We start from the raw sequence: 21,183 nt of genomic DNA, 5'->3' as shown, positions 1-21,183 counted from the left end.
GGAACCGAAGTAGTCACGGACGGTCTCGCCCTCGTAGCCGATCACGAGGACGACCTCGTCGGCGCCGGCGTCGATTGCCGCGTCGATCGTATGGGCCACGAGCGGCCGGTCGGCGACCGGCAACATCGGTTTCGGGACCGACTCGGAGAGCGGTCGGATACGGGTTCCCTGGCCCGCCGCAAGAACGACTGCTTTCATGTGTTCCACGGTTCCATGACCGGCCGGATAAGCGATTCGTTACCTCGTAGGGGTGTGGTTTCGTCCCCGAGACGGGCGCTATAGGACCGTCGGCGTCGTTCGACGCTGTCTGCCTCGAGCGGCGCAAAAACGGGACCCGGTCCGCAGTTTGTGTGTCGGTCCGGTAGTTAGTAGTTAGTGCTGTCGCCGGAGCGCGAGCACAGCGAGTGAGAGCACTGCGACGAGCGTGGCGGCGACGCCGAAGCCGGGGATACTGTCGTCGGCGTCGTCGTCAGCTGGCTCGTCATCGACTGGCTCGTCATCGACCGGTTCGTCGTCGGCTGGTGTATCGTCGTCGACGGGCGTGTCATCCGGCGGGCCCGTCACAGTGACTTTCGTCGTTTCGGGCTCGGAGTCGGCGAAGGCGGTGCTGACGACGAGCTCGACGTCGTACGCTCCAGGCTTGTCGAAGGAGGTCGTGACGGTCTCTCCGTGGTAGGTTTCGCCGGCGATCTCCCACTCGTAGTCGACGATCGGTCGATCGGCCGTCGACTCCGCACCGGAGAACGTGATCTCTTCACCGACCTCTGCTGGGTCAGGATCGATGGAGATCACCGCTTCGGGTTTCTCCGGGTCCGGGTCTCCTGGCGGAGACGGGGATGGGGATGGACCGGTGCCCGTCTCCTCTTCGATCGTAACCTCTTCCGTACCGACCTGGAACTCGTCGCTTGCGGTGCCGGCTGCGATGTGGACGAGCTGATAATCGCCGTCCCAGTTATCTGTGGTTCCCAGCACGATCTCGGTGTCCGGATCGTCAATCGTCGCGTTCGTGGATGCCTCGAGGGTCACTCCTTCCCCGTCAGGAGCAACATCGGTTTCGTCGAGCGCAGTCTCGTTTCCGAGAGAGTCAGCGATCTTAGCTATCGAAATGTGTTCTGGAAGATCAACGTCACCGATTTCATGCGAGCCGTTGATCTCATTGATCGAGTGCTCGAGTGAGACGTCCGCTGCAGAGGGATCGGTATCGAGTTCACCAGTGGCGTTGAGAACGATCTCCTCCGACGTGAGCGTATCACTGTCGTAGAGTGCAACAGCGTGTGTGACGTTACCCTCGAGTGCGTCCGCATCGACGTCGACGGTGACATCGTCACCAGGCTCCGGCGAGTTCGTCACAGCGACCGACGAAGGGTTTTCGTGGACGGCGACCTGTTCGACACCGAGGACGGACATGCCTGCCATTTCAGCCGGCGTGATATTACCGTCGTCGACGGCATCTGAATCGAGGCCGCTCGTGACGATGTACGTGTACATTCCCGACTCGTCCGTTTCGTTCGTGTATTCGAGCGTTCCCTCGTCGTCGATGTCGGGTTCGTCTTCGAGAGTGAACGTGACGTTATCGTTGAGGTTGTCGATGTTTTCCTGGGTGAGTTCGGCCAGCATCTCCTCTTCAGTCGTCGGGACGGCACTCTCGTCGAAATCCCCTCCGTCGACGTTTTCGGTTAGCTGGCCCCGGAGCACCTGGAGATCGTCGAGATCGTCTTCGATAACGGATCTATTGACGTCGCTATGATCAGCGAGCGTAAACGAAATGGGTTCTTCAGTCTCGTAGACTCCGATCTCCGTCGTTCCGAGGTCGGTGTCAGCCTCGGGCGTCTCTATAGCAACGGGGGGGATATCAACCGATTCACTCGCGTCGGTCGAATTCGCCATCAACGCAAGCGGTGCTCGATTCCAGACCTCTACGTCTACTTCATCAGCCACGATCATCTCGCCCTCGATCGAAACTGGAACCTCATCGTCACCGCTGGCACCAGCGGTTCCCATGACACCAGCGATCGGTGCGAGGAGCATGATCGTTACCAGGAATATCACAGTTCCTGGACGTTTTGAATATGCCATATATCAGCTTGTCTAACTCTAGCGAGTTAACCGTTGCGGGGTCTCACTGCGCCTCTTCTCGACCGGAAAACGGGTGAAAACTGCGCGTCGAAGGTGTGGCGTTTCGAGACGACCGTCTACGAATATCCGCGATAAGGTAGGAGAAACGTTGCCCGGGAATCGGTTTAGCCGAACTCCCCATCGAAGCAATTCACTGAATTCAGTCGTGGGTTCAAGAGCTGCGACGGACGATGACAGCGAGTGCGAGTGCGAGTGCGATCACACCGACGAGCAGCGAAGACGTACCGAGTCCGTCGTCGGCCGACGACTCATCATCGTCTGTGTCGTCAGCTCCGTTCGTCTCGTTCGGATCGATCACGTTCTGCTCGTCATCGTCGTCGTTCGTCTCGTCAGTTCCATCGTCGCTCGCCTCGTCAGTTCCGTCGTCGCTACCGGTTTCGTCGTCCTGCCCGCTCGAGTCCTCGTCAGCGTCGGACTCTGACTCGGATTCGGAGTCAGAGTCAGAGTCGGACTTTTCGTCCTCGTTGACGTCGCTCTCGTCACTCGTGTCGTCATCACTGTCCCCGGGAGAACCCCCGCCGACAGGTGCACCGCCGTTCTCGTCGTCCTCACTGTCCGTGACCTGCAACTCGTCACCCTCTTCGACGGCGAGCGTTACCGGATATCCCTCCACAGTCTCGTCGGCGAGTACGGTCGCGTACACGTCGTAGCTTCCGGTATCGAGTTCGTCGAGCGAGTGTGTCGTACTGTAGTCCGTCCCACCGTTGTGAGTGAGCGTGGCATTGGTTGTGTCGCTTCCATCCCAGATTCCAACCTCGACCGAATCGGGCTGCTCGAGTCCGGTTGTCGGTTCGACGGTCGCCTCGAGTTCGACCTCGCTACCCGTCTCTGCCGACGACGGGTACTCCAGTTCGATGTCGTACCCCTGCACGACGACCGGGGTTACTGCCACACGGTCGAGGTCCGGCTCGAGCGAGAGCATGTACGTACCCGGCTCGAGATCGTCGTCATCGTCGCCTAATACGACGACACTGACCTCGTCGCTCATGAACTCACGCACCTCCGATTTCGCGTCAGTATCGTACAGTTGTAGATAGTAGTCCTCCGAGGACGTAACCTGCACCTCGATCGTGCCTCCCTGCTCGATCACGGCGATCTCGTCAACTTCGTACTCACTTCCTTCGATAGTGATCGTCTCCGATGGCGTCTCGATCGTGTCAGTGACCTCCATGTCGGCGTCTTCACCGGCAGCGACCCCGCCAGCGAGGATCGTCCCGACGGAAACCAGGAGGAGAATAGTTACAGCACTAATGGATATCGCTCGCATGTCTTCGGATGACTGTCGTATCCTCTTATATTTTCGGATTAGTGAGATAGAATCTGTGCCAACTCGAAGACGGCCGCGCCGGCAAGAGACTCGAGGCCGCCGGTCACTGCGTTCGACTCCACCCGGAGCCGCCGTGGTCGGGGAGCGTTACTCCGAACTGGCTCCCTCCGACGCCGCGATGGGGTCGACGCGGAACACGTACTCCGCGTACGACCCATCGAGGTTCGTGGGGCTCTCGTCGGCGGTGTAAGCTAACCCACGGCTAAAGCCGTGGGCTTTCAGCGTGGACTCCCGCTCTGGCCGAATTATCGGCAGGAGGTTCATACTCTCCGTTCGCGTTCAACGTCCCGCTGTTCAAGCGCACGCCTACGGGTGCGCCTCCGTCGTCCCCAGTTTGGTTCCGACGGAGATACCGCAAACCGATGTTCTTCGCGGCGTTGTAGTCGGCGTGGTTCTCGTAGCCACACTTCAGGCACTCGAAGTCCTCGTCGTCGCGGTTGTCTGGGTGGGTAAAGCCACAGTGGGAACACCGTTGAGAGGTGTTCTCCGGATCAACCTGTGCTACGTCGATGCCGTACTCTACGGCCTTGTACTCGACGTATTCGTAGAGGCGGTTGAACGCCCACTTATGCCCCCACGATGCGCCGGTACGCTCACGGATGTCGTTCAAGTCCTCGAACGCAATCACCGAACACCCGTACTCGCGGGCTTCAGCCACCAGCTCGTTCGATATACGGTGGAGCGTCTGCTTGAATCGCCCCCCTTCTTTCCGACCAACGGATTGGATGTTCTCGTGCGCCCACCGTGTACCGTGTTCCTGCAAGTCACCACGTCGCTCCTCGTATTCTCGTCGCCAGTGATCGAACTCGTCGCCTGTCCAAAACGTGCCCGTTGAGGTGACGGCGAGGTTGTTCACGCCGAGGTCAACCCCGAGAACCGTTCCGTTCTCAGTGGTTGTCTGTTCCGGCGTGTCAGACTCCACGTCCCGTTTGCAGTGAACGTGAAGCATCCAGTTACCGCTCGTGTAGTGCAGTTCCGCCCCCGTGGTTTCGTACCCGTCGGAGAAGAAGTATTCTGCGTGGGGCGTCTCTCGCTCCTCGTCAGGTAGCACGTAGTCAGCTTCGATGCGACCGTCCGTGGTGGCGAGGCTCACCCAGTCGTCGTGGAAGGTGGCGGTGCGATGGTCGTAGACGAGGTGTGGGCTGGTGAAGTGGGGCATCGACGCCTTCTTGCCTTGCTTCCACTTTTCGACCACGCTCTTGCAGGCGTCGGCGGCTTTGTTTCTCGCCGCTTGGACATGGTTGCTGTGTAATGCCGTCTCGTCGCGCACGTCCTCGTAGGTCTCGTCGACAGAGCTGTGCCTCGGCCTCGACGGCGCCGTGGCCGGTCTCCTCCTGGTAGCGCTCGAGGACGCGAAACGACGCCGGCCGCGTACAGCCTCGGCGGTGGCACTCCCCACGCGAGCCCGACGTGTCCGTCACGTCGTCGGTTCGACCCCGCCCCCGCTTGCGGTCCGTCTCCTCGCTGTCGTGAGTGTCACGGCCAGTCATAGTGGAACCGAGGCGGTTGAGCGGGATAACGCTACTCACCTGACAGAAATATCGACTTTGACATCCTCCGCTGCCTTCAGGCGGCGAAATCTTAAGCGTCGGCGGTTTCAGGTTGCAGTTCCACCGAACAGCCAACCCGACGTGGTCACCGACCGACGGGCTATCGCTGTGGTCGCTGTTCGACTCGCTCTCTTACGGAACAGTGTCGTTCGTGTCTCCTGGCATCGCTTTCGGTAGCCCGGTTCGCCCCACAGTACTCACAGCCCCAACGGACTCTGCCCAGGATCTTGATCTTCTCCACCATGTTTAGTGGTACCGCTTGCCACGGTATAAGTCCTACCGGTGTGACACTCGAACGCCGAATCGCTGCGCGTGGGGCGAACTGCTCGTGCGCACGGCAACGGACGATACCCTATCGGTCGCGAACGGCGACGCGTTCATCGTACTATCGTCATACCTGACGGGATCTACAACCGATCGTACTCATACTGTCGGACAGCACGAGTCACGTCGTCTCTCGGTCGTGTCGCGGGTCTCACACACGCCGCGCTCTGACCCGTGCGTCAGTCGTGTGACCAGTGTGCACCGACGTTCAGTAGTTACTATAGCCGGAGGTACCGATATCGGCCGACAGCTGTTGTCGCGTTCGAAGTCCCGTCTGGAACCGCTGGACGATCTCCGCCTGGTGGTCCGGACACGCCATGGGTGTGACGGCCCCCTCTCGAACCGAGAGCATGGGATGGGCCGTGCTGTGCGGGGCGAGGCGACAGCCGGGACAACGAATCCCGCCCGCCGGACGGTGCTGGAGGAGGTCGGCCGTGTCTTCGGACGTGAGCCCACAGACCGAAGCGAACTGCTCGAGGTGATCGTCACAGCCGAGCGCGGGAACCGTGAGGTGGTCGAGCAGGAGAAACGAAACGGCCTGCCGGCTCCCGGAACGAAACGCAGACTGACACGCCTCACAGTGGATGGGCGACTGCCCTTCGGAATTCGCCGACCGTGGATGTTGGAAGGCAGGTGGCATTCACGTCCATTGCCGACCGCCAGTCAGGTAAGTCATCGGTTGTCAGCTGCCCACATATCCGGCGGTCGATCGGTAGTCACGACGCCTTCCGGCCGTTCTTCACCCCGATCGCCGAGCGTGCTCGCTGTGCGACCGTTCTATTCAGTTCCGTCCGGGAGGTCGACCTCGCCCGGGAGGTCTATCCCGTCCGGGAGTTCGATCTCGACTTGTTGTTCCGACTCCTCCGGGTCCGTTGTTTCGTCTGACTCCTCCGGGTCCTCTCGAGCGTCTTCGAACCGCCCATCGAGTGCCATCGAGTGATCGTCGTAGTAGGCATAGAGGTTCTGGGGTGCCACGTACCGTCCACCGTAGTATCCGACGGGCCCGCTCGAGTCGATGATATTATCGTCGAGGTCGTCCGTGAACCGAAGGTCCTGTCGGTCGTAGATCAGGTCGCCGTCGAGCCAGTACTGGACGACGCCATCGGAGTTAGCCGTCCCGTCGTCGATCGTATTCACACGCACGTAGTACTCGAATTCGTACCACTGGCCGGGAACGATCGCCGGCTGTTGGACGGCGTACTCCTCACCATCGAGGATGAAATCGTGGTCCTGGTTCTGGTCCATATGATAGGTGTAGGACATTAGGTGGAAGGGACCCTCCGGACTCGTGTCCCGTGTAGTGACGTACAGACGATTGCTCCACCCGTTAGTACCATCGGGGACACCGCCACCCGCACTGGCCTCGCCCAGTCCCATCGCGCAGTTCCAGATCCGACAGTGGTTCTCGGTCTCCATTTCCCAGTCCGTGTTGAGCGCGAAATGGACGCGACCGTCGAGTTCGAGTAGGCCGTCCTCGAAGTCGTAGTGGGTGCTCACCCCCCAATGTGCTCCCTCCTGTACCCGGAGTTGGATCGCGGTCTCGCCGGACCGTATTGGATCCGAAACGAAGGAGATGTTGTCGCTCTCGCCATTTGACATCCGATAGACGTCGTCCCAACTTCCGTAGTCGTCGTAATCGAGGTGGACGACCTCGTCCGGCTCGGTGTCGGTATGGTCCGCTGCCGCCGTACGCCCCGTTCCGAGTCCGGAAACACCGAACAGGCCACCGACACTGAGGAGACTCCCCATCTGAAGCGTCTGCCGTCGGGTTACGCCTGACTCAGTATTCGACTCGGTTCCGTCGTTTTCGACCCGCTCGTCCGGAGTCGGACGGTCGGTATGACTCTCGTCCATGCGTCTTCACCGCAGATCACATCAGCTAATTGTAATACCTCAGTTTACGAAAGTCAGATACCACTTTCAGAATTCGGTTTCGTCGGGCCTCGTAGCACTCGCTCGAGGCGGATTCCCGTGTACCCATTCTCCGCTCAACGGTTCCTTCCCGTGTCGTAATATACGAAAGATACGCCAGGGTACTTTCGAACTACTCGTCGTCGTGACAGCGTGGCCGAGAGACGATCGTAGACGGACGGAGAGCGTTCGATCGTGCGTACAACCGTCGACGCCCACGTCGAGTCACGTCCGAGACTGTTGCGGTGAGAACAACCGTGTGGTCGGCCCGCTCAGCGTCTCCGCCGAGAGCCGCGCGCTCGAGGGGTGGCTGGAAGCACGAACGAACACCGGTTTCGAACGGCCTAGGCGGACGACTGTCCGCCAACGGCCACAGCGTGTCGATCCGTTCGACGCTACTCGACTGCGTTGCGACTGATCGCGTCTTCGAACGTCAGCACCTCGATGCCGAGTTCGGCACACCACTCGAGCGTTTCCTCGATGCGCTCTCGTGTGACCGCATCACGGTAGGTGTGAGCCCCGAGGATACCGTACAGGTTCTCGTCGGCGATCCGCTCGAGGTCGTCGTACACCTCGTTTCGGTCGACTCGTTCGGCGAAGTACGAGCGATTCGTATCGAACGGATCGAACGGGACTTCGTTCGCCGGGTCGCCGGAGTGCACGTTGAAAATGCCGTCGTAATAGTCGCTGACGATGTCGATATGGCGGTCGTCGATGACGTTATGGGGTGCCAGGAACGTCGTCGGATCGAACTCGGAGAGCGCGTCGATCGACGTCTCGAGTTGCTGGCGGACGAAGTCACTCGGATACCGCTCGACGGTCTCACCCGCCGCAAACGACTCGTCGATGGGCTCGTCGAGCGTGAAGTAGCGTCCGATCTCGTCGTCGTCAGACGCGACGATCGTTCGCCGGAGGACCGTCTCTCCGTCGGTGACTTCGATCGGGTGGCCGGTTACGAAGCCATGTTGGCCCCGCCCTTCGGGATAGATGCGGCTGTCGCCGGGTTCGACGTCTTCGACGAGTTCGAACGACGTGAGCGCGACGTGATCGGCCGTATGACACGCGATTTCCCAGCCCGCGTCGGAAAGCGTCGCGACGCCGTCGGTATCGAGCCACTGGTCGTCGTTGCTCTCCATCCAGTTGGAGACGCTGCCTGCCGACGCGGGCACGTCGTATTTCTCGTGGGCCGGGAGGGCTATCTCTACGTCTTCGACCGGCCCATCGTCGTAGACGAACGTGACTGCGCCATTTTCGACCGCGTCGTCTGCGCCGTTCCCAACCGGTTCGTCAGCGTCCCCCTCCGAGTCGAGACATCCTGCGACGATCGCCGTACCGAGTACTGTAGCCCGCCGTAATATCGTTCTCCGCATCGCCGGATCGAAGCTCCCCATGTGACACGTCAGGTGGAATTGTATACTGTATAAATATTCTATACTGTTGACCAGTACAGCAGCGATTAATAACGGTTCTACATTCCGCAACGTCGCTTTTCTATCTTGACGAGCCGACCCCCATTCAGTACGTGTCGACGAATTATACAGTCGACTGTCTCGAGGAGAAAACGGACCGCCTCGGCGAACCGGTCGTCTGCGACGGCGCCGTTGGAGTCACGATCAGTTGGCGCGTCCACCGATCGACGGTCAGCGTCGTGATCGGTGTGTAGTACGATCTCCTGTCGTCACGTCGCCGATCGCCAACGGGATCGGCGGTCGGCAGGACATCGGTACAGCAGTCGGAATCAGTCGTTTCAGTAGCTACTGTACCGTATCGCTCTCTCCTCGAGTCGGTCCATCTTCGAACGCAACGGGCACCGATGTCGCCGCCGTTTCGCTGTGTGGAAATGTTTTAACGGAAGGATTGGGTCGGTTATCATCACTATAGTTACTTGATACTGGGTATATGGTCCAGTTGGCGGGAAAGAGGGCGACCGTCGCTACGACGGTGTCCGTCCACTGAGACATCACCATCACCCGTCATCAATAGAGATCGTTCCAACGTCACATCATTTCGCCACACCGATCTCTATTCCCCCTGCCTTTCGAATCACGCTCGGTAGTGATACTGCCGGACAGCAGTCAGTGACTCGTCGGTTCCGACGTCGTGGCCATCCCCACAGGTGACGACCGTAGTCGCGCGACCGAGCGGTGACTCGTGCTGTCCGACAGCATGACAGCCACCGCGCCGTGAACAGTGCGGGGTCGAAGACACAACGAGCAGACGACGCAAAGCGCCGTCGACGGCGGGGATTCTCTCGATGACTCATCGACACGAACGAATGCGAACGCCGTTTCCCACGGCCCGAGAGACGTCCGAACCGCAGGCCTCGAGTGAATGAGTGTCGGTTACCGATCCGGATGCGCGAACCCGACCCGGTGTTCCCCGTCGTACTTGAGTTCGACGTGATGAACCGTGTCGATCTCGTCCGTGTCGAGTGTCTCGGCGTCGACGGTAAACGTCGAGTCGGGTGCGAACTCCGCGTCGAGTTGCTCGTCGAGACTGATCTCGTAGTGGCCCTCCGCCGTCCAGACTTTGGCTTCGAGATCCGACGCGGGTAGCGTGTCACCGCCGACGTGTTCGACCGTTCCGTCGTCGTACTCGAGGATGACCGACGGCTCCGGTCGCGTCCAGCCGATACGCGTGTCGGTGTCGGCCCAGACGACCTCGACCTTCGAACCGATCGGCACGTCCTCGAGTTCGATCGTCGCGCCCGAGGAGACGGTCTCGAACTCGTCGGTCCACTGCGTGTCGGCCGGTTCGTCGTCGATCAACAGTTCGTACTCCGACGCCGAGCGCTCGACGTCGTCGGCCGCCTCCTCGTCGGATCGGTCGGCCCCGACCGAGCTCGCTTCAGGGTGTGGTCCCGTGTTCTCGAACTCGAGTGTCGCCTTGAGCGTCTCGGTGTCGTAGTCGTACTCGAAGCGTGTGTTCCCCGGCGGATCGGCCCGCACGCGCCAGACACTGTCCTGGTGTGTCGTTCCGTCCCAGCCGACGATGATCCAGTTGCCGGCTTCGATATCCGAACGCGTCGCCGTTGCTCCGTCAGAGACGGTCTCGCCGTCCCACGGCTGGGCTGTCGTCTTCGGTTCGGGGATGTCCTCGTCCGGTCGGTGGAACGTTGTCTGATCGGCGTTTTCGTACGTCGCGAGATAGAGTCGGTCGCCGTCGAGTGGAATGTCGTCGGTGTACTCGAGAGTGAACTCGCCGGTATCGACGTCGAACCGGGACTCGAATCGGAGACGGGAAAGGATCGTCGTCCCGGAGGAGCTGCCCCCGAGTTCGTGGTCGTGGCGGAGCCGAACGGAGAGGTTCGGCTCGATGTCGTCCATGTCGATGACGATCGTATCGCCTTCCTCGAGCGTGCCGTGACCGTTGGTCCAGATCTCCCGATCGTAGGGTTCGTCGCCGACCTCGAGCGTGAGATCCTCGACCGGCGTCGGATCGCCACGGCCGATCTCGATCTCGAGGACGTCGTCGTCGAGGTCGGGGTCGCGGTCGGCTCGGAGGAAACCAGGGCTGTCGTGTTCTCTAACGGCACGTTCGGCGGCGAGGTCGCGCTCGATCGTGGCGCCGACGAACGAGCCGTCGACGTCGACCGTCGGTTCGTCGGCCGTCGCGGTGTAGGCAAACTCCGCCTCGAGGGTTTCGATTAGTTCGTCGGTGATGTCCGATTCGTCCTCGAACTCGGCGCCGAGCGTGATTTCGATCGTGTCCGGATCGAGGACGGTCTGTGCGTGAACGACGTATTCCGGAACCGTGCCATCGTCGATCACCGGTTCGAGGTGGTCATCGCCGAACTGGACCGATCGTGCGTCGCTTCCTTCGTAGACGGCCAGCCCCTCCTCGACGGTCGGTTCGGCCTCGAGAAGCCGGTCTGCTTCGCCCGCGTTCGCGTCGAACGCTGCCTCGACCGTTTCGACGTCTGCCGCGACGACGAGGACGTCGCCGTCGGTTCCGAGGACGCCCTCGTCCGTCCCCCCGGACTCGGCGAACTCGTACTCGATACCGGCGTCGGTCTCACGGGTGTCGGTCGTCCCGTCGAGTTCGACGTCGCCAGACACGACCTTGAGCGGCCGCTCGTACTCCTCGGCGTAGGAGGTGACGAAGACACCCTTCGAGATCGCTTCGGGGTCGAAACCGGGCGCATTGACCGCGGGCAACGGATCGTGTGGTTGGTCGGCCTCGAGCAGCCGGTCGTAGTCGGTCGCGTTCACGACCATCGATTCCGACGCGACCGCGGCCGGGAGATACGCGAAGAGGTCGTCGAACGTCGAGTCGGTCGCCGCGTCCGCAGCGGACGCGTCGCCGGCCGCGACGGCGGACGTACCAGCGAGGGCGGCGGCAAGGGTCGTTCCGATACCACCAAGGATCGTACGGCGGGGACACTGTGGCATACACTCCGTGTTTAATTCCACCGCCACAAGTAAGTTATCATTACTTTATTCTGCACCAATAGGTTGAGCGACCAGTCAGGATACGGGCGCTGACGGTATGTCGGTCCGGTGACCAGCCCTCGATGCTATTATACCCGACCTTTCGCTTGCAGGCCCGTCGTTTTTGCAACGACGACCGTAGTTTGTGGTATGCCAACACCTCTCGAGTCACAGCGGCGGCGGTACGAGACCACCGACAAGAAGTGTCCAGCCTGTGGGTACGTCGACGAGGATGGAAACTGGAAGAGCCGAACGGACGGCGGCCGGATCGTCTATCGGCACGTCTGTCCCAGTTGTAAGGCGAGTCGGGAGCACACCTTCTCGCTGAAGTGATCGACGCGGGACGGGAGTGTCGCTAGGACGGCAGTGCCGCTGGAACGACAGCAACCAGGTACAAGCAGGAGGGCGCCGTAGTGACACGTATGAGCGAACCACTGGCAGACCAGGAGTGTGAGGCATGTACATCCGAAGACGAACCACTCACCGAGAACGAGTACGCGGCCTATCTCGAGGAACTCGACGACGACGTCTGGGCGGTCGTCGACGACCATCATCTCGAGGGGACCTACACCGTCGACGACTTCCGTGACGCACTCGAGTTGACCTACGAGATCGGCGAGCTCGCCGAGGCGGAGTGGCACCATCCGGATCTGCATCTGCAATGGGGCGAAGTGCGCGTCGAAATGTGGACACACAAGATCGACGGGCTCCACAAGACCGATTTCGTGATGGCGGCCCGAATGGACCGTCTCTACGAGCAGTACGCAGAGTGATTGGCGCGTCCGTCGCTGCTGTAAGCAGTGTCCGGGCGCCGTCGGGAAGACGGTGAAGCGACACGGTATCGGTCCGCTGGACCGAGATCCGGATCCAGAAGGAGAGCGACTCGAGGACGATCAGTCGTCGACGTCCCGTCGACCGAGATACGTCGAGAGCACACGGGAAAGCGGACCGTACCGGGCAGAGATGTTTCCTGCGGTGTCACTGGCCCTCTCCGCTCGAGTGTCGTCGACCACCGACAGTAGCCACCGCCAGTCACTGCACACCCGATCGCGTACAGTCGCGTTCGAAGCGACTCCCACGAGCGAGCGCTGTGAACGTTGCGATAGCTGTGAAAATCGGTTCCGACGTTACGTTAGTCGATGGTGATAACGACCGTTTCGTCTATCGTCTTCACCAGACTGACTGGAATCCGGAGTCGGCTGTCGTCGATCTCGTCGGTCACCATCGACTCGAGCTGTTTGGGCTGATCGACGACGAGCTCACGGAGCGTGCCGGATTCGGGGTCTACCGTGACGTCGCACAGCGGCCCGATCGTCGTGCCGTCGGCCCGAACGACGGTTTTGCCGAGTAGATCTCGAGTCAGGATATCGGTCATACGTTCGTTCCGTGTTTCCCCAACTACTAAATACTACGAGAGTACCCATCGCTGGGCCGATATCGGCCGCGGTGGTCAGAAACGCACCTTCGTCGGGCGATGCCGACGGCCCATCCCGGCAGGACGAGCAGTAGTCCGGCGACGATGCCGGCGATCGGATCTGTCGGCTTCATCGTCTCGTCCGTCCCTTCGAGGATCGCTGCCACGATCGTGCCAGTCACGACGCTCCAGACCAGCAACAGGACCACACCAGCTCGCCCGCTCTCCCGACCGTACAACGTTGCGACCGACTCGAGGCGGCCAGTCATGTGGAGTCCGATATCCAGGACACCGCCAGCGATCAGCGCGGCGAAGCCGACACAAACCGTCGTCGCGACGAATCGGGCACGGCGCGACTCGGGGTCGACATCGCGGCGCGTCCCCGCCGCCGTGAAGACGGTCGTCGCGATCAGGAAGATAAGCACGGACAGGAAGATCGTCTCGATCGTCAGTTCGCTGATCGGCGGCTGATCGAGCGTGTAGTGAAACGCGAAGAGATCGGCCCACCGTGAGTCGTGGACGGCTTGCCACCGGTCGGCAAAGACGGGGGCGACGGCGTACCCGTCCGGCGCGAGGCCCCACAGTCCGCCGACCGCGACGAGCGGGAGACGCCCACGACGGACGACCTCGTAGCGGAGCGCAAGCGGTGTTGCAAACAGGAGCAATAGAGACGCACCGATGAGAAAGTGGACGATAGCTGGTGCCATACGGAACGGTGATACGGCGACCGTACACGGTGGTCGACTTTTAGTAGCTACAGCATAAACGCGGGCAGCGTAGCTCTACGCGCGGTCGAGTCCAGATCGTGCCTTCGGCCGATTCGTCTTCTACTAGCGAGCGGGAAATATACTGCTGGACAACAGTCAGGACACACCCGATCTCGACTCGACACCTGTCGTCCCGCGACGCCGACTCGAGTGCGATCGGTGGTGCAGTGGTTTGTCCGGCAGTATAGAACGGCCGCGACGTCGGAACCGACGAGTCACTGACTGCTGTCCGACGATAGCGTGTTCGTACTGAACAACACCACCGGTCACGAGGGACACGCCGAACAACGTCACTTCCCGTGATGGTCACGCAATGCCGTCACTCAGGGTATCGGTACTGTACACCGACCTAAGTCACGTATACCTAAACCCACCAACAGAAATTCCTTCCCTTATGCGTAGACGCCAGGTGCTACTCGGAACGGGTGTTGCGATTCCGACCATCCTCGCCGGCTGTGCCGGTGACGAAGGCGCTGACGACGACACCGCCGACGAGGACGACGATACCGGGACCGACGATAGTGAGACGGACGCAAACGGAACCGACGACGACACGTCCGAGGTCGACGATGACGACGACGAAGACGACGGCGAAGACGAAGCCGACGAGGACACGGACGACGAAGCCGACGACGAACTCGAGATCGACCCCGACAGCGAACCACCCGTCGAGGGTCTCCGCATCACCGAACTCGAACTCCTCGAGGACGAGTACTCCACGACGGTCGCCGGAGTCATCGCCAACGGGTCGGGCGAGGACCTCGTCTCAGTCGAGGTGGGTGCCGTGTTCTACGACGAAAACGGCCAGCGGGTCGACGAGAGCGTGACGACCATCGGTGAGATGGACGAAGAAGAGGAGCTCGGATTCGAGATCATGTCCCTCGAGAGCGACGTCGTCGAGGTCGACGTGGCGATCACCGGTGGGGGGCCGGCCTCGCGATCGCCCGGTAGCTGACGGCGCGTACAGGCACACTTCGTGTTCGTACCGGCGCGAGGGGTCGCTTTCGAGATGCCAGCGGCCGTCGGTGTGATGATCGAGTGTGTCGCGCGGACTCAGTTCGGAACGAAGAGTGCGTCGGCTATACTGCCGGTCAACACGATGCAGGCGCCGATCGCACTCGAGACGCGATCGGGTGGTCCCGACGGTGACGGCCGCGAGTTCGCGACCGACGGCTCACTGCCTGCTGTCCGACAGTATCACTGTCGTTCCATCGAGTCGCGGACTCTGTCGATGAGTTCGTCGTCGGTGATATCACCCTCGAGGAACGCCCGCAGCCACGCGGCATCGAGGTAAAACGAGAACATGCGGTTTGTGTCCTCGTCGACGAGAGTGAACTCGATCTCGTCGACGGCCGCGAGGAACGCCTCGGCGTCACGAATGCTCCGCGCCAGTCCGGGTGCAAGCGCCCGGAGCTCGTCGATCAGTTCGTCCCGGTCGTCAGTCAGTATCATCACACGCACGTCGAGGGTTCTCTTGTCGTATGTGATCTCTGTCACGCTGAGAACGTCACTGTCGATCCGGAAGTCGTCGCGATCGAAACCGGGAACGTCCGCTTTGCCGTCTTTCTTCTCGTCTTTCTTGCCGTTCTTTTCGTCGGCCGGATCGCCGTTGGCGTCGTCGTTCGTGTCGTTGTTCGTCCCGTCTTCCTGATCGGTATCTTCGGCACAGCCGGCCAGGACGGTTGCGAACGCGGCACCACTGCCAAGCAGGACGGTTCGTCTGTCCATACGTTTCCGTCGCCGGAGCCGCTGTTTACTAATCAGATCCTACCTGTTCGAGTTCGATTCTATGAATGAAACGGTCGTAACAACCAGTCCCTGCGGTGTCGTGTCATGGCTTGCGCTACAGTGGGCTCACTCGAAACAGTCGGCTCTCGTCCCCGGATCTCGGTGGGGCATCCTTCCTCGAGGCCGCTGATCGTGTCGATGGTGGTCATACTGTCGGACAGCAGTCAGTCACCGACAGCGTCGACCGACGAGCGAGGGGGGACATCTGTCACGATCTGCCGAGTATCCCGTTTGCACTCGAGTCGATTCGACTCGAGACCCCGTGGCCGTCGTGGTGGCCGCGTCGTTGTCGAATACGTCTCCCCGCCACAACTTTCGAGTTCGATTCACTGGAGAGTCACTCCCACCGTCGAAAAACCTTATGTCAAGTGGTACCATATATTATGGTGTGGGCGGACGAAGGCGACGAGGATTCACCGGACGACTCGATTCGAACGCCCATATAGGGCAGCAGAATCGAGTTAGCGGTACAACCAACGACCCCGTAACAGGGGACCACGGTAAACGCCGCTACGGAGACCAACGCGGCCCACACCTCGTCCACCATGGTGGACGAGTACGAAGGCTCAGTAACGGACCTCGCGTAAGCGGGATTCGCGAACTACGGACATCAGGGCCGAAGGGCCGTCGAAACGAGCTCCCGTCCGGGTCCAAATCGTTGCCTTCGTCCCCGTGTTTTTCGCTGCCGTCGTGTCTCGAGGAGGACGCACTGGCGGCCGACTACTGCGAACCACGTAGCGGCGTGACACACTCCCGACAGTAGCTGTAGAACGGGTCGTTGACGGTCCCACAGGTCGGACACTCACCGGGCTCGAGCAGCGGCTCCGTTCGGGTCGAGCCGTCGTGTACCGGGGCGCTGGGTAAGACCGGCGGGGGCTCGGCCGTCCGTTCGGGCGACGGTCGATCGGTCGCGTCTCTGTCTTGGTCGATTGCGTCCCGGTCGTGGTCGGCCGCGTCTTGGTCGTCGCTTCCCTCGAGCGCCCGCCGGGCAGCGAACAGTACCACCGCGACGACAGGGACGGCCCACCAGAGTACCCATTCCATGCTAGCTAGTAGCACGCGAGGGGATAAAATTCACTACTCCCTCGGGCTACTCGAGCGGCCGGCAGAGACGAGGGTACCGGCCGGTCGGTCGAGCGGATGTTCACTCATGTCCGCGCCGATGTCATACTGCCGGACAGCAGTCAGTGAGCCGTCGGTCGAGAACTCGCGGCCGATCGTTGAATAGTGCTGTCCGGCAGCATCAGTAGTCGACGTCCTCGAGTGCACCCATACGTTCGCGATCTGCGTAGCGTCGGTCCTCCGCTCACACAGGGACCGTCCACGTCCATGGCGGGCATTCTGCGCCAGCAGGACGTCTCCGTCCGAGCCGCCTACAGGACGACCGCAACGCTGAGCAACATTCCGAGGAGGACGAGGGCCGGACTCGCCGCGATCGCCACACTGATCGGAACGGGGATCACGTCGGGAACTCGCGTTCGCCACACGTTCGCCAGCGTAAACACTCCAATGGCCCCGAGAAAAGACGCGATCGCGACGAAGATACTCGCGTTGGTCCGCGCGCGGACGGCCGGCCGATCGAGCGTGTAGTGGAAGGCAAAGAGATCCGCCCACCGCGAGTTGTGAAACGCATACAGCTCCGACGTGTAGGCCGGTGCGATGTGGTGAACGTCCGGCGCCAGACCCCAGAGGCCACCGAGTACGACGAGCCACAGCGGCGCCCACGGTGAGAGGCGGTATCGAACCGCCACGGGCGTCGCCAGCAGGAGGACGATCGATGCCCCGATGAGGAAGTGGGTAATCGCGGGTGCCATTTCGGATCCGCCGGTCGGATGACCGGTCGGTGGAGTCGATTTGGCAGCTGTGGGCTTCAGTAGTTAGCGAGTACATCGTCGAGTGGATACAGGCCGGCACGTTGCCAACTGTAGTGTTTCCATACACCATCAGCGTCGATTACGTTCTCGGGGCGGAGACCGACGATCACAGCTACCGGTCGATCGACGAGTTCGACGCTACTGGACTCCATCGGTTCGCCAACTGCGCCACAGAATCGGTTAGTGCCACCTACATCGAAACACACCACCCAATATCAGATGGTTTATGTGTTCATAACTCATCTCGAGGTCTTCCTCTCGAGAATTGTTCGACCCAGAGCAGCAGTCTCGGCCAATATGGATGCCTTCTTACCTGTCCGTGCGTCCCTCGACAGGAACATGAGACGAGATGTCCTCGAGGTTGCTTGCCGTCTCGTCTCGCCGTCCGTGGCCGCGAATTCGTTTGTCATAGACACGGGCTAATTTTGTAGTGGCCGACGATCATTTATCTTGGTGTGGGGTATCGGGTATCGTGGTCGGCAAGGGTGAAGCGGTGATACGGAGTCCAGCCATCCCACTCAGCCTGACCTAACACGCAAGAGGGTGGCTCCCTCTCGTCCACTCCCCTGCCCCCAACCCGACTGCTCTCTGTCTCGTGCTGCCATACTAACACTTGATCAGGTAGTGCAGTGATCGTACTACTGCCATCCTTGAGGGGGACCGGTGGCTGCCAATTTCGCGAGGTGCCGTGCGAACGGTCTCAGGATATGTGATGTGCTAGCAAGTATTATGGTTGTGGGCGGCCGAGATACGCCTAGACGTCGCCATGTCATCGTCATCACGCTCGCTGGCGCTTTCATTCGCGCCCGACGAACTGTGGACGCTCCATCACGTGTTACTCCATCGGATCGACGCGGAACACCGCGCGACGGACGAGACGACCGTCGATCCACCGCCGCTCGAGGTGTACACGGCGTTCGACACGCTCGAGAACGGCGAGACCCACTTTACCGTCGCCGAGCTCGAGGCGATCCGCGACGTCATCAGCCAGTACCATCACCGTACCGACTGGTGGGAGATTGAACGCGATCGACTCGAGCAGGTGTTGGAGACGATTACGCAGACACTCGAGCGCCAGGCGTCACTCGATCCCGTAACGGCGGACGACTAATACTGTCAGACAGCAGTAGTGACTTGTCGGCCGACCGGTCGCACTCGGTCTCGCGTTCCCTCTCGTCTACGGTCGTGGCCCGCCTCGAGTCTGATCTTCCGACGTCCGACACCGATCGAGTCGGGCCGTGCTCGCTCGAACACTCCACGTCCCGACCTGTACCGAGCGCCTACCGACCCGTGCCGAGCGCAGTTACAACCCGCTACTAATGGGAGAGAATGACAAGCAAGTAGCTCGTGAACCCGTCCAGGCGATCCATGCTGGCGATGCTCGGCTCGGTCGGGGTGATGGGCTCGCTCACACTCCAGTCGAACGAGTACGTGGAGGCGCTACGGGACGACCGATCCGCTTCGATCGAGCCGGAGCCGATCTTCAGTTATCCGAGAGTTGGTGCGCCCGACGACGTCCACGAGCGGGTGGTACGCGATCTGCTGAGACGCGCTGTTCCGGGAACCGAAGTCCATCTCACCACGTACACGCTTACGCGCACGCCGGTGGCGAGGGCGTGTCTCGCTGCTGTCGACCGTGGCGTCGATCTCTATCTTTTGATCGACGACCACTCCGCCGACGCCGCTGCGACGCAGCTGTTGTGCGAGCAACTGGGCGACCGCGTGTCGATCACCGTCGACGGAGCGATCGGGAACAACAACAATCACAACAAGTTCCTCCTGGTCGAGGAGTTGGCGACGGGCGAGTCGAACGTCGTCTGGCAGTCCACATCGAACTTCACGAACAAGCAGCTGTACCGGCACAACACGTCGGTGGTGTTTCGGGAGGACGACCCGCTGTATGAAAGCTACCGCGACTACTGGAACGAGTTAGCCGCCGGGAACACCGACCTCGAGTACAATCGAACCGAGGAAACCGACTCGGCGACCGTCTCTTTCTCGCCGCGATCGGACGTCGATACCCACCTCGACGCGCTCAGGGATATCGTCCCGGGCCCGGACACGACGATCCGATTCATGAACTCGATCTGGACACGGAACCGCCTCGCGGTCGTCGACCGTCTCGCTGAACTCATCGCACAGGGAGCGACAGTCGAGGTGATCCTCAACGAACCGGAAAGCACCGTCGGGCCGGCCCTGCGAGCTGCGGATGCGACAGTGCTCGAGTATCCCGACGTCAGCCTGCCAGGGGACACGGTGCCCGGCGTTCCACCCAACGTCCACTCGAAGAACATGCTGATCGACGCGGATTTCGACGTCGGAAACGGGACGACCGAACGGAAACGGCTCGTCTGTACGGGCTCTCAGAATCTGAGCGGCCCGGGGTTGTCCGACAACGACGACACCTTCCTGCAGATCGAAGACGAGGACATCTACTGTGCGTTTCTCGCCGACTGGAAGCGCGTTCACGAGCAGGGGGTTCGCCTGTCCAACGGGGAGTTCGCGACACTCACCCGATCCGGATCGGCACACGTCCGCGAGTCCCCCGACTGTGTGTCGTCGACGTTCTGGTAAGCGACGTCACTCGGAGTGAAATTCGTGGGCAGCGCTGAACTCGGTGAGTTCACCGATACGCGCCTCGAGTTCGTCGATTTCCGCGCGCAGTTCGGCAGCTTCGGGCTCGTCGCTGGCCGCTAATTGATCCTTGAGACCCTGCAGCCGCGTTTCCTTCTGCTCGGTGTCGACATCCGCTTTCCGGACGTACTCCCGGTGTTCGATCTCGTAGACGTCGCTCGGGCTGAGTTCCGTGACCTCGAGTGCGTCGTCGACCTTGCTCGAGTCGACACTCGTCACGCGCTCGCGTGGGATCCCCGCCTCCTCGAGGGTCGCCAGCACGTCGTCTTCGTCGCGCAACGATCTGTACTCGCGGCTCGTCCGTTGGACGGAGCCAAACTGCGCGTGGATCGGCTGATCGTGGTGGATCCGCTCGAGCAAGACGTCGGCAACGTCCTGGCGGAGGTCGTCGGCGTTGCGTTGCACGTCCGACAGCAGTGTATAGAGGTTGACGAGCGTGGCTGTCTCCAGGTCGCCGGGCGCAGTCACGTCGTGGCGTTCGAGGGCGTCGGTGAGGAGCAACGCATCGGCGTAGACGGCGAGATCGGGTTCGGTACGTGCAGTCTCGGACTCCTCGTCGCCTGGCGCCTGGACGAGCTGGGACGGCCCCGGCTCGTCGTTTTCCTGGATATGTCCCTCCCGCTCGTCGATTTCGAAGCGGGGATGGAGGCTCAACACTGCCGGATACGGATCGGCGTCGGGCGGTAATCGCTCGAGGTCGAACGCGCCGGCTGCGTCGCTGATGCGACGTGCGAGCGTCTCGAACTGCTCGCGCTGGAGTGGCCGCTTTGTGTCACTATCGGGGAACTCGACGACGATCCGATGCTCCTGGATATCGGTGATCCGAATCGTGTCGTTCGACAGTGGCGTCACGACCGTCGCATCGTCCCCCAGCGCCTCACACTCGGCAAGCAAGTTCTGCCACGTCGACTGGAACGCCATGCGTTATCGATGGCGGGGAACCGAGGAAAAACCTCCGCCCGAGGGCTGTGTAGCTCCCACTCTCGTGGACGGGCGCAGTCGCGTGACCGATCGTCGAATCGGTCTTA

General features: G+C 61.3%; 18 protein-coding genes and 2 pseudogenes. 5 read left to right on the top strand and 15 right to left on the bottom strand.

What is annotated here, in order from left to right; genetic code table 11:
- The 9 genes and pseudogenes from RBH26_RS20420 to RBH26_RS20385 all read right to left on the bottom strand — a co-directional run.
- Positions 1–198, bottom strand: a 198-nt coding sequence (locus tag RBH26_RS20420; RefSeq protein WP_306760203.1) for a sugar phosphate nucleotidyltransferase, incomplete at its 3' end; no start/stop codon positions are given.
- Positions 199–372: 174 nt separating this feature from the next.
- A complete protein-coding gene (locus tag RBH26_RS20415) occupies positions 373–2,076 on the bottom strand; it encodes a PKD domain-containing protein (protein WP_306760202.1) in 1,704 nt (567 codons plus the stop codon).
- 211 nt (positions 2,077–2,287) lie between these two features.
- On the bottom strand, positions 2,288–3,403 hold the full coding sequence (locus RBH26_RS20410) for a hypothetical protein (protein WP_306760201.1): 1,116 nt from the start codon (positions 3,401–3,403) through the stop codon (positions 2,288–2,290).
- A 262-nt stretch (positions 3,404–3,665) separates the two neighbouring features.
- Positions 3,666–4,751, bottom strand: a pseudogene (locus tag RBH26_RS20405) (transposase); the annotation flags it as partial.
- 1 nt (position 4,752) lies between these two features.
- Positions 4,753–4,953 (bottom strand): annotated as a pseudogene (locus tag RBH26_RS21400) (hypothetical protein); the annotation flags it as partial.
- Positions 4,954–5,545: 592 nt separating this feature from the next.
- Complete coding sequence (locus RBH26_RS20400; protein ID WP_306760199.1) at positions 5,546–5,977, bottom strand: hypothetical protein; 432 nt, start codon at positions 5,975–5,977, stop codon at positions 5,546–5,548.
- A gap of 137 nt (positions 5,978–6,114) precedes the next feature.
- On the bottom strand, positions 6,115–7,086 hold the full coding sequence (locus tag RBH26_RS20395) for a hypothetical protein (protein WP_306760204.1): 972 nt from the start codon (positions 7,084–7,086) through the stop codon (positions 6,115–6,117).
- A 557-nt stretch (positions 7,087–7,643) separates the two neighbouring features.
- A complete protein-coding gene (locus RBH26_RS20390; RefSeq protein ID WP_306760198.1) occupies positions 7,644–8,639 on the bottom strand; it encodes a polysaccharide deacetylase family protein in 996 nt (331 codons plus the stop codon).
- A gap of 951 nt (positions 8,640–9,590) precedes the next feature.
- A complete protein-coding gene (locus RBH26_RS20385) occupies positions 9,591–11,639 on the bottom strand; it encodes a hypothetical protein (protein ID WP_306760197.1) in 2,049 nt (682 codons plus the stop codon).
- A gap of 189 nt (positions 11,640–11,828) precedes the next feature.
- On the opposite strand from RBH26_RS20385, the gene RBH26_RS20380 reads away from it, so the two are divergent.
- The gene (locus tag RBH26_RS20380) at positions 11,829–12,011 is read left to right on the top strand and encodes an HVO_0649 family zinc finger protein (protein ID WP_306760196.1); all 183 of its coding nucleotides are present in this window, start codon (positions 11,829–11,831) and stop codon (positions 12,009–12,011) included.
- A gap of 89 nt (positions 12,012–12,100) precedes the next feature.
- Positions 12,101–12,451: a 4a-hydroxytetrahydrobiopterin dehydratase gene (locus RBH26_RS20375; protein ID WP_306760195.1), complete on the top strand. Its 351-nt coding sequence runs from the start codon at positions 12,101–12,103 to the stop codon at positions 12,449–12,451.
- A gap of 359 nt (positions 12,452–12,810) precedes the next feature.
- On the opposite strand, the gene RBH26_RS20370 is transcribed toward RBH26_RS20375, so the two are convergent.
- Positions 12,811–13,053 (bottom strand): PRC-barrel domain-containing protein, encoded by a 243-nt coding sequence (locus RBH26_RS20370; RefSeq protein ID WP_306760194.1) that lies wholly within the window; start codon positions 13,051–13,053, stop codon positions 12,811–12,813.
- 26 nt (positions 13,054–13,079) lie between these two features.
- Positions 13,080–13,799 carry a hypothetical protein gene (locus RBH26_RS20365; protein ID WP_306760193.1) on the bottom strand — a complete coding sequence of 240 codons (720 nt, stop codon included), beginning with the start codon at positions 13,797–13,799 and terminating at the stop codon, positions 13,080–13,082.
- A 454-nt stretch (positions 13,800–14,253) separates the two neighbouring features.
- On the opposite strand from RBH26_RS20365, the gene RBH26_RS20360 reads away from it, so the two are divergent.
- Positions 14,254–14,814 (top strand): FxLYD domain-containing protein, encoded by a 561-nt coding sequence (locus RBH26_RS20360; RefSeq protein ID WP_306760192.1) that lies wholly within the window; start codon positions 14,254–14,256, stop codon positions 14,812–14,814.
- Between the two features lie 242 nt (positions 14,815–15,056).
- Here RBH26_RS20360 and RBH26_RS20355 read toward each other — a convergent pair whose 3' ends face one another.
- The 3 genes from RBH26_RS20355 to RBH26_RS20345 all read right to left on the bottom strand — a co-directional run bounded on the left by RBH26_RS20355 (position 15,057) and on the right by RBH26_RS20345 (position 17,461).
- Complete coding sequence (locus RBH26_RS20355; protein WP_306760191.1) at positions 15,057–15,587, bottom strand: hypothetical protein; 531 nt, start codon at positions 15,585–15,587, stop codon at positions 15,057–15,059.
- A gap of 780 nt (positions 15,588–16,367) precedes the next feature.
- A complete protein-coding gene (locus RBH26_RS20350; RefSeq protein ID WP_306760190.1) occupies positions 16,368–16,691 on the bottom strand; it encodes a hypothetical protein in 324 nt (107 codons plus the stop codon).
- A 329-nt stretch (positions 16,692–17,020) separates the two neighbouring features.
- The gene (locus tag RBH26_RS20345; RefSeq protein WP_306760189.1) at positions 17,021–17,461 is read right to left on the bottom strand and encodes a hypothetical protein; all 441 of its coding nucleotides are present in this window, start codon (positions 17,459–17,461) and stop codon (positions 17,021–17,023) included.
- An 826-nt stretch (positions 17,462–18,287) separates the two neighbouring features.
- Here RBH26_RS20345 and RBH26_RS20340 point away from each other — a divergent pair.
- A complete protein-coding gene (locus RBH26_RS20340; RefSeq protein ID WP_306760188.1) occupies positions 18,288–18,632 on the top strand; it encodes a hypothetical protein in 345 nt (114 codons plus the stop codon).
- A gap of 257 nt (positions 18,633–18,889) precedes the next feature.
- Complete coding sequence (locus RBH26_RS20335) at positions 18,890–20,095, top strand: phospholipase D-like domain-containing protein (RefSeq protein WP_306760187.1); 1,206 nt, start codon at positions 18,890–18,892, stop codon at positions 20,093–20,095.
- 6 nt (positions 20,096–20,101) lie between these two features.
- On the opposite strand, the gene RBH26_RS20330 is transcribed toward RBH26_RS20335, so the two are convergent.
- Positions 20,102–21,076: a hypothetical protein gene (locus RBH26_RS20330; RefSeq protein WP_306760186.1), complete on the bottom strand. Its 975-nt coding sequence runs from the start codon at positions 21,074–21,076 to the stop codon at positions 20,102–20,104.
- Between the last annotated feature and the right edge of the window lie 107 nt (positions 21,077–21,183).

The organism is Natronolimnohabitans sp. A-GB9 (assembly GCF_030848565.1).
Classification (GTDB): Archaea; Halobacteriota; Halobacteria; order Halobacteriales; family Natrialbaceae; genus Natronolimnohabitans.
Note: the sequence above shows the minus strand (reverse complement) of the source record. Positions and strands in the feature narration are given on the sequence as shown.